Origin of the sequence: Pseudomonas sp. R11-23-07 (assembly GCF_003852295.1) — a bacterium.
In the GTDB taxonomy this organism is placed as follows: domain Bacteria; phylum Pseudomonadota; class Gammaproteobacteria; order Pseudomonadales; family Pseudomonadaceae; genus Aquipseudomonas.
In genome coordinates this window covers 3,787,028-3,799,493 of record NZ_CP027761.1, presented here as the reverse complement: position 1 = coordinate 3,799,493, position 12,466 = coordinate 3,787,028, and the positions used below count along the sequence as shown (strand labels likewise).

General features: G+C 61.3%; 13 protein-coding genes. 2 read left to right on the top strand and 11 right to left on the bottom strand.

Annotated elements, in window-relative coordinates:
* Positions 1–26 precede the first annotated feature (26 nt).
* The 6 genes from C4J84_RS26300 to minC form a co-directional block, all read right to left on the bottom strand.
* The gene (locus C4J84_RS26300) at positions 27–194 is read right to left on the bottom strand and encodes a hypothetical protein (RefSeq protein WP_164485221.1); all 168 of its coding nucleotides are present in this window, start codon (positions 192–194) and stop codon (positions 27–29) included.
* A gap of 217 nt (positions 195–411) precedes the next feature.
* Positions 412–1,701: a M18 family aminopeptidase gene (locus tag C4J84_RS17390; protein ID WP_124371387.1), complete on the bottom strand. Its 1,290-nt coding sequence runs from the start codon at positions 1,699–1,701 to the stop codon at positions 412–414.
* Positions 1,702–1,872: 171 nt separating this feature from the next.
* Entirely contained in the window at positions 1,873–2,508 is a 636-nt protein-coding gene (locus C4J84_RS17385; RefSeq protein WP_124367815.1) for an RluA family pseudouridine synthase, read from the bottom strand.
* Positions 2,509–2,604: 96 nt separating this feature from the next.
* Positions 2,605–2,859 (bottom strand): cell division topological specificity factor MinE, encoded by a 255-nt coding sequence (gene minE, locus C4J84_RS17380; protein ID WP_003175252.1) that lies wholly within the window; start codon positions 2,857–2,859, stop codon positions 2,605–2,607.
* A 3-nt stretch (positions 2,860–2,862) separates the two neighbouring features.
* On the bottom strand, positions 2,863–3,675 hold the full coding sequence (gene minD, locus C4J84_RS17375; RefSeq protein WP_124363734.1) for a septum site-determining protein MinD: 813 nt from the start codon (positions 3,673–3,675) through the stop codon (positions 2,863–2,865).
* 199 nt (positions 3,676–3,874) lie between these two features.
* Positions 3,875–4,612 carry a septum site-determining protein MinC gene (gene minC, locus C4J84_RS17370; RefSeq protein WP_124363733.1) on the bottom strand — a complete coding sequence of 246 codons (738 nt, stop codon included), beginning with the start codon at positions 4,610–4,612 and terminating at the stop codon, positions 3,875–3,877.
* A 118-nt stretch (positions 4,613–4,730) separates the two neighbouring features.
* Here minC and C4J84_RS17365 point away from each other — a divergent pair, with 118 nt between their 5' ends.
* Entirely contained in the window at positions 4,731–5,666 is a 936-nt protein-coding gene (locus C4J84_RS17365; RefSeq protein ID WP_124435811.1) for a lipid A biosynthesis lauroyl acyltransferase, read from the top strand.
* A gap of 29 nt (positions 5,667–5,695) precedes the next feature.
* On the top strand, positions 5,696–6,826 hold the full coding sequence (locus C4J84_RS17360; protein ID WP_124371385.1) for a patatin-like phospholipase family protein: 1,131 nt from the start codon (positions 5,696–5,698) through the stop codon (positions 6,824–6,826).
* Between the two features lie 109 nt (positions 6,827–6,935).
* Here C4J84_RS17360 and C4J84_RS17355 read toward each other — a convergent pair whose 3' ends face one another.
* The 5 genes from C4J84_RS17355 to alc all read right to left on the bottom strand — a co-directional run bounded on the left by C4J84_RS17355 (position 6,936) and on the right by alc (position 12,451).
* On the bottom strand, positions 6,936–7,721 hold the full coding sequence (locus C4J84_RS17355; RefSeq protein ID WP_124435810.1) for an outer membrane protein OmpK: 786 nt from the start codon (positions 7,719–7,721) through the stop codon (positions 6,936–6,938).
* 229 nt (positions 7,722–7,950) lie between these two features.
* Entirely contained in the window at positions 7,951–9,297 is a 1,347-nt protein-coding gene (locus tag C4J84_RS17350; RefSeq protein WP_124435809.1) for a nucleobase:cation symporter-2 family protein, read from the bottom strand.
* Positions 9,298–9,472: 175 nt separating this feature from the next.
* Positions 9,473–10,756: a urate hydroxylase PuuD gene (locus tag C4J84_RS17345; RefSeq protein ID WP_124435808.1), complete on the bottom strand. Its 1,284-nt coding sequence runs from the start codon at positions 10,754–10,756 to the stop codon at positions 9,473–9,475.
* A 51-nt stretch (positions 10,757–10,807) separates the two neighbouring features.
* The gene (locus C4J84_RS17340; RefSeq protein ID WP_124363727.1) at positions 10,808–11,311 is read right to left on the bottom strand and encodes an ureidoglycolate lyase; all 504 of its coding nucleotides are present in this window, start codon (positions 11,309–11,311) and stop codon (positions 10,808–10,810) included.
* Between the two features lie 144 nt (positions 11,312–11,455).
* The gene (alc, locus tag C4J84_RS17335; protein ID WP_124367808.1) at positions 11,456–12,451 is read right to left on the bottom strand and encodes an allantoicase; all 996 of its coding nucleotides are present in this window, start codon (positions 12,449–12,451) and stop codon (positions 11,456–11,458) included.
* Positions 12,452–12,466 lie beyond the last annotated feature (15 nt).

Sequence of the window (12,466 nt, the reverse complement as noted above, 5' to 3'; positions counted from 1 at the left end):
CGCTATGCCAGATGCGAGCGCATTTGTTATTCCGCCAGTTTGGCGAGGATCTTGTACACCACAGTGCCCAGGATCAGCAGCATGCCGACCCACATGCCGAACACGCCAAGGGGTTTGTCGCGAAAGTTGAAGCCGACGGCGAGCAGGAGCATGCCGATCATGATCGGGATAAGCATGGCGTGGAAAGAGGACATGGAGATCATCAGGCGACGGCCTTGTCGGAGTGGGAGTTCTGACAAGTCTAGGTCGGATCGGGGGAAATGCAGGTGATATGGATCAGGTGCACGCATAACCAATGTGGGAGGGGGCTTGCTCCCGATAGCGGTGGGTCAGTCAACAGATACTTTGACTGACACTCTGCCATCGGGGGCAAGCCCCCTCCCACATTTTTGACTGAGTCAGCCTGGCAAATCAGGGCAGGTCGCGGCTGGCGTAGAACGCGCCCAATACCTTCACCAGATGCGCCAAGTCATGGCTACCACACAGCTCGCGGATGGAATGCATGGCAAACGTCGGCAGGCCGATGTCCACGGTGCGCACACCCAGGTGGCTGGCGGTGATCGGCCCGATCGTCGAACCGCAGCCCATATCGCTGCGCACCACAAAGCTCTGCACCGGCACTTCCTGGGCCATGCACAGGTGGCGGAAGAACCCGGCGGTTTCGCTGTTGGTCGCGTAGCGCTGGTTGCTGTTGACCTTGATCACCGGGCCGGCGTTGAGCTTGGGACCGTGGTTGGCGTCGTGTTTTTCAGCGTAGTTCGGGTGCACGCCATGGGCGTTGTCTGCAGACACCAACAGGGATTTCTGAATGGTGCGTACGAATTCTTCACCTTCTGGCAGCAGGCGACGCAGGGTCTGTTCGAGCATCGGGCCATCGGCGCCGCAAGCCGAGCAGGAGCCGACTTCTTCATGGTCGTTGCACACCAGCACGCAGGTTTCATCGGTGTCGCTGGTGAGCAGGGCTTGCAACCCGGCGTAGCACGACAGCAGGTTGTCCAGGCGCGCACCGGCAATGAAGTCGCCATTGAGGCCAATCACCGCAGCGCCTTGAGTGTCGTAGAAGCTCAACTCGTAATCGAGTACCACGTCGGCGTTCAGCCCATGCTCGCGAGCCAATTGTTCGGTGAGCACGGCGCGAAAGTCCACGCGCTCGTCACCGGCAAACTGCGCGAGGATCGGCGGCAGTTCGGTCTGGGCATTGATCGCCCAGCCCTGGTTGGCCTCACGGTTCAGGTGGATGGCCAGGTTGGGAATGATGGCGATCGGCAGCTTGAAGTCGATCAGCTGGCTTTCGACCTTGCCATCGCGGCGGAACGTGACGCGGCCGGCCAGGGACAAGTCGCGGTCGAACCACGGGGCCAGCAAGGCGCCGCCGTAGACTTCCACGCCCAACTGCCAGAAACCCTGGCGTTGCAGCTCGGGCTGGGGCTTGACCCGCAGACACGGGCTGTCGGTGTGGGCGCCGACCATACGGATGCCGTCTTGCAGCGGCGAATGGCGGCCCAGTTTGAACGCGATGATCGAGGAATCGTTACGGGTCACGTAATAGCGACCGTTGGCTTCGGTGGCCCAGGTGTCACGCTCGTCGAGACGCTGGTAACCGGCCGCTTCCAGGCGCTGGGCGAGGGCGGCAGTGGCATGAAAAGGAGTAGGGGAGGCCTTGAGGAAGTCGATCAGGCCTTGATTCAACGCATCGCGCATAAATAGCTCCAGACAGCAATGCGCGGAGTTTACCGTCCGAGGGCAAGAAGTGCACAGAACAAATGTGGGAGGGGGCTTGCCCCCGATGGCAGTGGGTCAGTCAACAGATTCAGTGACTGACACTCCGCTATCGGGGGCAAGCCCCCTCCCACATTTGACCGTATTCACAATCTAAAAAGGCGCCGGGCACTCGAAGCGCAAGCGCTCGTGGCTTTGTGGGTGAGTGAAGCTCAGCATGCTCGCGTGCAGGCACAGGCGCGGCCAGGCGGCGAGGGCCTGTTCGTGGGCATACAGGCCATCGCCGAGCAGCGGATGGCCGATGGACAACATGTGCACGCGCAACTGGTGCGAGCGCCCGGTGATTGGTGTCAGTTCGACGCGGCACCAGTCGCCGCAACGTTCCAGCACCTTCCAGAAAGTCAGCGCGTGCTTGCCGAACTCATGGTCGACCACATGGCGCGGCTTGGTCGGCGGGTCATAGCGCAAGGGCAGGTCGATGCTGCCGCTGTCCAGTTCCGGCTGGCCCCAAGCCAAGGCGGTGTAGGCCTTTTCTGTTTCGCGGTCGTGAAACTGGCGTGACAGTTCGCGGTGGGTATCAGCGTCCCGCGCCAGCAGGATGATGCCCGAGGTTTCCCAGTCCAGGCGATGGACGATGCGGGCTTCGGGGTAGCCGTTTTCCTGCAGGCGGGTGATCAGGCAGTCCTTGTTGTCGTCGGCGCGGCCGGGCACCGAGAGCAGCAGGGTCGGCTTGTTCACCACCAGGACAGCGTCGTCCTGATGCAGGATATGGATGTTGGACAGCGGCATTAAACAGCCTCGTAACAAACGCCAACGGCGGCTCGCCCACCCGGTTCCCGAAAAGGGATCAAGGTGATCGAGCCGCCGTGGCGGCCGCCTGTTCGATCAACGATCAGGCAGGGTGATATTGAGTTCCAGAATCGAGCAGCTGCCGTCATTTTCCAGGGCGACATGCACGTCATCGTTGCCGATATTGACGTACTTGCGGATTACCTCGACCAGTTCCTTCTGCAAGGCTGGCAGGTAATCCGGGGTGCTGCGTTGGCCGCGTTCGTGCGCCACGATGATCTGTAGACGCTCTTTCGCGACCGACGCGGTACTTGGCTTTTTGTTGGCGCGAAAGAAGTCGAGAAATTTCATTGTTCAATTGCCTCCAAAGATACGCTCGAAGAATCCCTTCTTCTTGACATCGAGGAAGCGGTGTTCCACGGTCTTGCCCAGCAGGCGATCCACAGCATCGCTGTACGCCTGGCCGGCGTCGCTCTGGTCGTCGAGAATCACCGGCACGCCCTGGTTGGACGCTTTCAGCACGGCCTGGGATTCCGGGATCACACCGAGCAGGGTCACCGCGAGGATGTCCTTGACGTCTTCAACGCCGAGCATTTCACCGTTGCTGACGCGCTCAGGGTTGTAGCGGGTCAGCAGCAGGTGTTCCTTGATCGGCTCTTCGCCTTTTTCGGCGCGCTGGGACTTGCTGGCCAGCAGGCCGAGCATACGGTCCGAGTCACGTACCGAGGACACTTCCGGGTTGGTCACCACGATGGCTTCATCGGCGAAATACATCGCCAGGTGAGCACCGGTTTCGATGCCGGCCGGGGAATCGCATACCACGTATTCGAAGGTTTCTTTCAGTTCGGCGAGGACTTTGCCTACGCCTTCCTTGGTCAGCGCATCTTTGTCACGGGTCTGGCTGGCGGCCAGCACATACAGGTTCTCAAGGCGCTTGTCCTTGATCAGGGCCTGTTGCAGGTTGGCTTCGCCGTTCACCACGTTGACGAAGTCGTATACCACGCGGCGTTCGCAGCCCATGATCAGGTCGAGGTTACGCAAACCCACGTCGAAGTCGACGATGACTGTCTTGTGGCCGCGCAGAGCGAGGCCGGTACCGATAGCGGCGCTGGTGGTGGTCTTACCCACACCACCCTTGCCGGATGTAACCACGAGAATCTTGGCCAAGGTGTTTCACCCCTAAGGAAAAAGGACTTTTGGTCCCTGAAAAACATCTCTTGAAACTCGCTGCAGGCGGACAGCCTTTGTAGGAAGAAGCCAGGATTTTTCCGGGGAAAACGCCAACTTCAACTAGTCCTACGCAAGTATTGCCGGTTTCGCTTTGCTATCAGAGCCTAGAGATGCTTGGAAAATGCGGCAGTATCCGTTAAAGACGGATGATGTTCAACACATCGCCCGACAGGTTGACCTGTACCGAAGCCCCCCACAGCGGATCACGGCGCAAGTCTTCGGACACCTTGTACTGACCTGCGATGGAAACCAGTTCAGCGGTCAACTGCTGGCAGAAAATCCGCGCCTTGGTATCACCCTTGATGCCGGCCAGGGCACGTCCGCGCATCGGGCCGTATACATGGATATTGCCATCGGCGAGAAGTTCCGCGCCGGGGCTGACCGAGGACACCACCACAAGGTCGCCGCCCTGGGCGTAAATCTGCTGCCCGCCGCGCACGGGCGAGGTGATGATCTTGGTCGGCCGGATCGTGGGTTCCGGTGGTTTTTCCGGTTTTTTCTTCTGTTCACCGACCAATGGTTCGAGCGGACGCTCGCGCGCGCCGGACGGCGGCAGTACTGGCAGTTCAATGGCGATGGCCGCGGCAATGTCTTCGATACGGCTGGCGCGAATCGCCAGGGTACGCAGGCCATGGGAGCGGCACACGCGCATCAGCCCGGGCAGGTCGATGACGCCCTGGCCGGCCGGCAGCTTGTCCAGGGCCAGCACCAGCGGGGCATTGTTGAAGAAATTCGGCGCCAGGGCGACCTTGGCGGCCAGTTGGCGGTCCAGGGCGTCGAGGTCATTGCGGGCCAGTTCCAGCACGGTAATGGCGAGCATGCTGCCTTTCAGCTGGAACACGGGATCTTGGTCTAGCGGTTCGGTTTGGCTCATGGTCGGCAAAGCGGCTTGTCACGAAAAGTGTCGAGACTTATAACGAGAACACTCACCCGCCGCAAGCCGAGTCGAACCGTTGTAGAATGCGCGGCCCTTGTCTTTACCGGAATCTGTAATGGATCGCCCGCGTTTTCGAGCTGTATTTCTTCACCCGCGTTTTTGGCCATTATGGCTGGGGCTGGGCCTGCTGTGGCTGGTCACCCAACTGCCGTACCGCGTGCTGCTGACCATTGGTCGCCTGCTGGGCGCGGGCATGTATCGCGTGGCCGGTGAGCGCCGCCGCATCGCCGCGCGCAACCTGGAGTTGTGCTTCCCGGAAAAATCCGCCAAGGAGCGCAAACGCCTGCTCAAGGAAAATTTCGCCTCCACCGGTATCGCCTTCTTCGAGATGGCCATGAGTTGGTGGTGGCCCAAACCGCGCCTGGCGCGCCTGGCCCATGTGCAAGGGTTGGAGCATCTCAAGCAGGCGCAATTGGACGGCAAGGGCGTGATCCTGATGGCCTTGCACTTCACCACCCTGGAAATCGGCGCTGCCCTGCTCGGGCAAAAGCACACCATCGACGGCATGTACCGCGAGCACGGCAACCCGCTGTTCGACTTTATCCAGCGCCGTGGCCGGGAGCGCCACAACCTCGATTCCCTGGCGGTGGAGCGCGACGACGTACGCGGCATGCTCAAGCTGCTGCGCGCCGGCCGGGCGATCTGGTACGCGCCGGACCAGGACTACGGCGCCAAGCAAAGTATCTTCGTGCCGCTGTTCGGCATCCAGGCCGCCACTGTCACGGCCACCAGCAAGTTCGCGCGCCTGGGCAAAGCCCTGGTGGTGCCGTTAACCCAGGAACGCCTGGCCGATGGCAGCGGCTACCGACTGGTGATTCATGCACCCTTGACGGATTTCCCCGGCGAGACTGACGAAATCGACTGCCTGCGCATCAACCAGTGGGTCGAGGCCTCGGTGCGCGACTGTCCCGAGCAATACCTGTGGACCCACCGCCGCTTCAAGAGCCGGCCACCGGGTGAACCCAAGCTGTACGAAAAACGCCGCCGGTAAGACTTACCTTTCCCATATGGAGTGACGCAATGCGCCCAGCTGAACCGGTCACAGGCTTGATTCTTTCCGGCGGCGGGGCGCGAGCGGCGTATCAGGTTGGAGTGTTGGCGGCGATCGCCGAATTGCTGCCGCCGGGGGCGCCGAACCCGTTTCCGGTGATCGTCGGCACGTCGGCCGGGGCGATCAATGCGGTCACCCTGGCCAGTGGCGCGACGGACTTCACCGCCGCTGTCCAGCGCCTCACCGCATTCTGGCAAGGCTTTCGCAGCCACCTGGTGCTGCGCAGCGACTGGCCGGGCGTGGTCCGCCAGGCCAGTCGCTTCCTGATTCATAGCCTGTTGGGCCTGGGCAGGCAGCTCCCGGTGGCGTTGCTCGACAGCTCACCGCTGCGCGATCTGCTGCAGGACAAACTGCATCTGGCGGGCATTGACGACGCCATCCGGCACCGGCATCTGCACGCCGTGGCGGTCACCGCGTTCGGCTATGAATCCGGGCAGGCGGTGACCTTCTATCAAGGCGGCGGCACCATCGAACCCTGGCTGCGCCATCGGCGCATTGGTGTGCCGACGCCACTCACGGTGGAACACTTGCTGGCCAGTTCGGCGATTCCCTTGCTGTTCGCCCCGGTGAAGCTCGACCAGGAATACTTCGGTGATGGCGCCGTTCGCCAGTCGGCCCCGATCAGCCCGGCCCTGCACCTGGGCGCGAGTCGCGTGCTGGTGGTGGGCGTCAGCGGTAACCCGCGCGGCAATGAACCCTCGATGCAACGCACCTACACCGGCCAGGAACCGACGCTGGCGCAGATCGGCGGGCACATGCTCAACAGCACGTTCATTGACAGCCTGGAAAGTGATATCGAATTGCTGGAACGCTTGAACCAATTCAGCCATGTCTCGCCGGGGGTGGCGGCCGTGGAGGTGCTGGTGATTGCGCCCAGCCAGCCGATCGACGAAATCGCGGCCCGGCATCGGCAGGAATTACCGGCGGCATTGCGCTTGTTTTTGCGCGGGCCAGGGGCGACCAAGACCAGTGGGGCAGGGGTGTTGAGTTACTTGCTGTTCGAGGCGGGATATTGCAGTGAGTTGATCGAGTTGGGGCGCCAAGATGCGTTGGCCAAGCGCGAGGAGATCACCCGGTTCTTAGGCCTGCCACTTATCTAAATGTGGGAGGGGGCTTGCTCCCGATAGCGGTGGTTCAGTCACTGATAGGTTGACTGACACACTGCTATCGGGAGCAAGCCCCCTCCCACATTGGTTATGCGGTGTTCAATCAGAAGTGGTACTTGACCAGGAAGCTCGCCGTGTCCTGGGTCGTCTTGAACGCCCCCGAATCTTCGATTCCGTACTTGTTCTTCCAGTAGTCGTATTCAAACCCCACATACAACTGTTTGTCGCCCCAATGCAGCGCCTTGCCCAGGTCGTATTTGACCTGCGGGTTGAAGTGCAGGTTGGCGTGATAGGTGCCACGGGCGTTTTTGTCGTTATCCACCACCCAGTCCATGAAACCGTCGATCAACACATCGGAGTTGCCCACGGGAAGGGTGTACGACCACACCGGCGTGATTTGCCACACGCCGTCGCCGGGGCGATTGCCTTCGGTCTGGCGCTGGTAGAAGTTCAACTGGAAGTAGTCGAAACCCGGAATATTAAAGTCAATCGCCGGGCCCAGCAGGTACGACTCGTTATCGCCTTCGCCGAACTCGTAAGTGAAGGCCAGCAATACATCTTTGATCGGGCCGAATGCCAGGTCTTTATCCAGAATCTTGCCGAACGACAAACGTGGGCTGAACTCGCCGTAGTAAGTATTCGGACCGACGTTGCCGTCTTCCTTGCCGTTGTAAAAGATGCGGTCAAGGAAGAAGAAGTTGTCGCCGTACTTCCACGCGTCGGCATGTTCGAACGTGACGGTTTGCTGGATCTGCGGGTTGACGGTAAAGCTTTTGCCCCATAGATACGTCAGGCTGTTGTTCTGCCACTGCAGCAAATCACCGGCCACGGCTTGGCCACCGGCCAGCAGGGATCCCGCCAGCATCAGGCCTTTGAACATAGGTTTCATTCGGTGCTCCCGAGTTAAAGTTTTATGTTTTTTCTAATCTGGCGCTCTGGTGTGGCGCCTTTGGATCTGCTGAAGAACTCGTCTGATTGGTCAACTTTATGGCTATAGCAAAAGCCGCGCCAAGGCGGTGAAAAAGCCGTCGGTTCAAGCGGGCGCGGAGAATACTGGCTCCCACGTCCGGGCTCAAGTGCGCCGTTACAGCGCACACAGGGCGACGGTGGGGCGTGCGTCAGGGGTGGGCGTGCTCGACGGCGGGGCGTTCAGCACCGCCGAGAATGTTGAACAGTATGTTCAACGACAACGCGCTCAGGGTGGCCATGGCGATGCCACTGTGGGTTATCGGGCTCATCCACATTGGCAATTGCGCGAAGAACTCCGGACGCACTACCGGGATCAAGCCCATGCCGATGCTCACCGCCACCAGCAACTGGTTGCGCCGGTCGGCGATGTCGGCTTCCTGCAGGATCTTGATGCCGGTCGCCGCGACCATGCCGAACATGGCGATCGCCGCGCCGCCCAGCACCGCCGGTGGAATCGACGCCACCAGGTAGGCGGCCTTGGGCAGCAGGCTCAGCACAATCAGAAACGCCCCGGCCATGATCGTGACCGAGCGGCAACGCACGCCGGTCATCTGCACCAGGCCGATATTCTGCGCGAACGAGGAGTGGGTGAAGGTGTTGAAGAACCCGGCAAAGAATGACGCGCCGGCATCACACAGCAAACCGCGACGCAGCATCTTCGGCGTGACGTCCTGGCCGGTGATTTTGCCCAGGGCGAGGAACATGCCGGTGGATTCGACAAAGATGATCACCACCACCAGGCACATCGACAGGATCGGCGCCAGCTCGAACCTGGGCATGCCGAAGTGCAGCGGCGTCACCACTTGCACCCACGGCGCCAGGGCCAGGCCGCTGAGGTCGACCATGCCGAGCGTGCCGCACAAGGCGTAGCCCAGCGCCATGCCGATCAGTACCGAGATGTTCACCCAGAAACCGCGCATGAAACGGTTGATCAACAGGATGGTCGCCAGCACCAGGGCAGCGACCGCCAGGTACACCGGCGAGCCGAATGTCGCAGCGGCGCTGCCGCCACCGGCCCAGTTTACGGCCACGGGAAACAGCGAAAGGCCGATGGCGGTAATCACAGTACCGGTCACCAGCGGCGGGAAAAAACGTACGACCTTGGACATGAACGGCGCGATGAGCATGCCGAAGAACCCGGCGGCGATGGTCGCACCGAAGATCCCCTGCAAGCCGATACCGGGCATGCCGGCCATGGCGACCATGCTGCCGACGGCGGCGAAACTGGCGCCCATCATCACCGGCATGCGAATACCCACCGGGCCGATGCCGAACGACTGCACCATCGTGGCGATACCGGCGACCAACAGGTCGGCGTTGATCAGGAAGGCAATTTCTTCACGGCTCAAGCCTGCGGCCTGGCCAATGATCAGGGGCACGGCGACAGCACCGCCGTACATCAGCAAGACGTGTTGCAGGCCTACCAGAATCAGTTGCAAGAGGGGCAGCCGCACCATGGCGGGTGCGGCAGGGTTCTGCGTTTCTAACTGGGACATGCAACACCTCGGATCTTTTTATTTTTGTGTTGTGTGGAACGCGATCTTCAAAACACGGCAGTCCACCTGTGGGAGGGGGCTTGCTCCCGATAGCGGTGTGTCATTCAAAGTATCTGTGACTGAGCCACCGCCATCGGGAGCAAGCCCCCTCCCACATTGGATCTCCATGAATCAATCAGTTGGTACGCGCCCCCTGATTGATCCAGGTGCCAATCAAATCCCGCTCCTGCTGGGTCATCTGGGTGATGTTGCCCAGCGGCATGATCTGGCTCGCCACGGCTTGTGCTTGAATGCGCGCCGCCTGTTGCTGGATCTGCGCCGGCGTGTCGAACATCACCCCGGCCGGTGCGGTGCTGAACAGCGGGCTGGTGGGCTTGGCCGAATGGCAGACGGTGCAACGCTGCTCGATCACATGGTGCACCTGGCCAAAGTCGGTGGTGGCCTGGGCCGGTGCCGGTTCAGCTGCCGGGGCTGCAGGCGCAGCCGGTTTCAAGCCACCACCCAGGGCGGTTTCCGGCAACGGCTGGTACTCGATCGCCGCCGGTGCCTTGGCCACTTCCGGCGCCGGCGAGGGCCCGGTCACGTAGGCCAGGCTGATCATCGCCAGCGCACCCACCGGCAAGGTCCACGCATACTTCTGGCTGTTATGCCGGGTGTTGAAGTAGTGCCGCACCAACACTGCCGCCACCGCGATCCCGGCCAGGATCAGCCAGTTGTAGTGGCTGCCATAGGTGCTCGGGAAGTGGTTGCTGATCATGATGAACAGCACCGGCAAGGTGAAGTAGTTGTTGTGCCGTGAGCGCAGCAAACCCTTGGCCGGCAGCGCCGGGTCGGGGGTGCGGTTCTCGGCGATGGCCGCCACCAGTGCGCGCTGGGCGGGCATGATGATGCGGAACACGTTGCCGACCATGATCGTGCCGATCACCGCACCCACATGCAGGTAGGCGCCACGGCCGCTGAACACCTTGCTGAAGCCGTAGGCTGCTGCAATCAACAGCACGAACAGGATCAAGCCGAGCAGGGCAGGGCGTTTGCCCAGGGCCGAGTCGCAGAGAAAGGAGTAGACGAACCAGCCGACGAACAGTGAGCCGATGCCCAGCAAGACGCCTTCGGTGCCGCTCAGGCTGCTGCCGGGGGCGAGCAGGTACAAGGTCGGATTCCAGTAGAACACCACGCACAGCAGCGCAATGCCCGACATCCAGGTGAAATAGGCTTCCCATTTGAACCAGTGCAGGTTGTCCGGCATGGTCGGCGGGGCCAGTTTGTATTTTTCCAGGTGGTAGATGCCGCCACCGTGGATCGCCCACAAGTCACCGGCCAGGCCGCTCTTGGGGTTGACGCGATTGAGGTTGTTTTCCAGCCAGACGAAGTAGAAAGAAGCGCCGATCCAGGCGACGCCGGTGATCATGTGAACCCAGCGCACGCTCAGGTTCAGCCATTCCATCAAATGTGCTTCCACAGTCTTTACCTCTCGCCTGTCGCCCTTGTTGTCGGGTGATCAGACCTTCTCTTATTGGTGGGGGGCGAGGATCAACCGCTCATCCTCTTTGAAAAAATGCTCATCGCAGTTATTGCCTGTGCCACTGCGATCAACCACCAGGAAGTCATCCCGCTTTTCGATCGTCAGCACCGGGTGGTGCCAGACGCCGCGATGGTAATTGATGCCCTGCCTGCCGTTGGTGACGAAGGCGCGGACCAAGCCTGATACAGGTGCATCGCCAAGTGGCGCGACCACGATCAGAAAGGGGTTGCCGAGCAGCGGAATGAAGGCCTGGCTGCCCAGCGGGTGTCGCTCCAGCATGCACACGGTCAGCGGCATGTCCTGCGCGTCGGCGCGGAAGATGCTGATGATGGCGTGGTCTTCAGGCTGTGCTGTTTCGACCGTCGCCAGTTTGTGAAAGCGCATGGTCGACCCGTTGTTGATCATGAAGTGATCGCTGCCATCGGTTTCGATAACGTCTCCGAAGGGGGCGAAGGCTTCTTTGGTCAGGGGCTCGATCGTCAGTGTGCGCATGGCTGTCTTCTTATCCGAATGCTGTGTTGGATCTGTTGTTGTGGCGAGGGAGCTTGCTCCCGCTGGGCTGCGTAGCGGCCCTGAAATCCTGGGAGCGCTTCGCACTCCAGCGGGAGCAAGCTCCCTCGCCACAGGGGTTACTGCTTATTTGGCTACCTTGCCCAACACCCGCAGGCGACTCACGCCCCCATCCGGGAACACATTCAGGCGGATGTGGGTAATCGGCCCCAGCGCCTTGATCTGCTCGGCGAAGGTGTGTTCGGCGTGCATTTCCAGTTTCTGTGCCGGCAGCAGTTCACGCCAGAACAGCGATTGGGTCTCGATCTGGCTGTCGGTGCCGCCCTTGACGAACGCGCCCTGGATCGAGCAGGTGTCCGGGTAGTTGCCCTTGAAATGCAGGGTGTCGACGATGATTTTCTCGATTTCGCCAGGATGGCCCAGCGCGACGATCACCCAGTCATTGCCCGGCGTACGGCGACGTGCGGTTTCCCAACCATCGCCCATGTTGATGCCACGGCCGGGGTTGAGGATGTTGCTCATGCGTCCGAAGTGTTCATCGGAGCAGGCCAGGGCACGACCGCCATTCAGCGCGGCGGCCAGGTCGACCTGTTCGTTGTCGCCCACCGCAGACCAGTCGCGGAACGGCACACCGTACACGCGCAGACGGGCCACGCCGCCATCCGGGTAGATGTTGAACCGCAGGTGGCTGAACGCCTGCGTGTTGTGGATCTCGTGGTAATGGTGGCTGTTGCCTTGCAGCTCGACCGCCGACAGCACTTCCACCCACTGGGTGTTGGCATCCGGCTCGCCCGAGGCGAGGAAGCAGGCTTCCAGGGAGGCCGACGGCGGGTAGTTGCCGGTGAAGAATGAGGTGTCGATGTCCACGCCCTTGATCGAGCCCGGCACGCCCAGGCGGATCACCGCGCTGTCGTAGCCTTCGAAGCGCTTGCGGCGTGACTCCCAGCCGTCCATCCACTTGCCGTTGTCATCGAAAACGCCCTCCTTCCACACGGCCGGGGTCGGCTGGAACAGGCGGTTGGCATCGGCGAACCAGTCATCGGTGACTTCGATGATCTTGGTGCCCAGGCGGGCGTCGGCGAGGTTGACGAACTTCTCGAAAGGTACGGGTTGCGCTTTCATTCTTCTTGTCTGCCT

Bases quoted from the DNA above. Each gene is read 5' to 3' on its own strand.
- C4J84_RS26300 (WP_164485221.1), bottom strand. From the start codon at position 194: ATGTCCTCTTTCCACGCCATGCTTATCCCGATCATGATCGGCATGCTC.
- C4J84_RS17390 (WP_124371387.1), bottom strand. From the start codon at position 1,701: ATGCGCGATGCGTTGAATCAAGGCCTGATCGACTTCCTCAAGGCCTCC.
- C4J84_RS17385 (WP_124367815.1), bottom strand. From the start codon at position 2,508: ATGCCGCTGTCCAACATCCATATCCTGCATCAGGACGACGCTGTCCTG.
- minE (WP_003175252.1), bottom strand. From the start codon at position 2,859: ATGAAATTTCTCGACTTCTTTCGCGCCAACAAAAAGCCAAGTACCGCG.
- minC (WP_124363733.1), bottom strand. From the start codon at position 4,612: ATGAGCCAAACCGAACCGCTAGACCAAGATCCCGTGTTCCAGCTGAAA.
- C4J84_RS17365 (WP_124435811.1), top strand. From the start codon at position 4,731: ATGGATCGCCCGCGTTTTCGAGCTGTATTTCTTCACCCGCGTTTTTGG.
- C4J84_RS17360 (WP_124371385.1), top strand. From the start codon at position 5,696: ATGCGCCCAGCTGAACCGGTCACAGGCTTGATTCTTTCCGGCGGCGGG.
- C4J84_RS17355 (WP_124435810.1), bottom strand. From the start codon at position 7,721: ATGAAACCTATGTTCAAAGGCCTGATGCTGGCGGGATCCCTGCTGGCC.
- C4J84_RS17350 (WP_124435809.1), bottom strand. From the start codon at position 9,297: ATGTCCCAGTTAGAAACGCAGAACCCTGCCGCACCCGCCATGGTGCGG.
- C4J84_RS17340 (WP_124363727.1), bottom strand. From the start codon at position 11,311: ATGCGCACACTGACGATCGAGCCCCTGACCAAAGAAGCCTTCGCCCCC.
- alc (WP_124367808.1), bottom strand. From the start codon at position 12,451: ATGAAAGCGCAACCCGTACCTTTCGAGAAGTTCGTCAACCTCGCCGAC.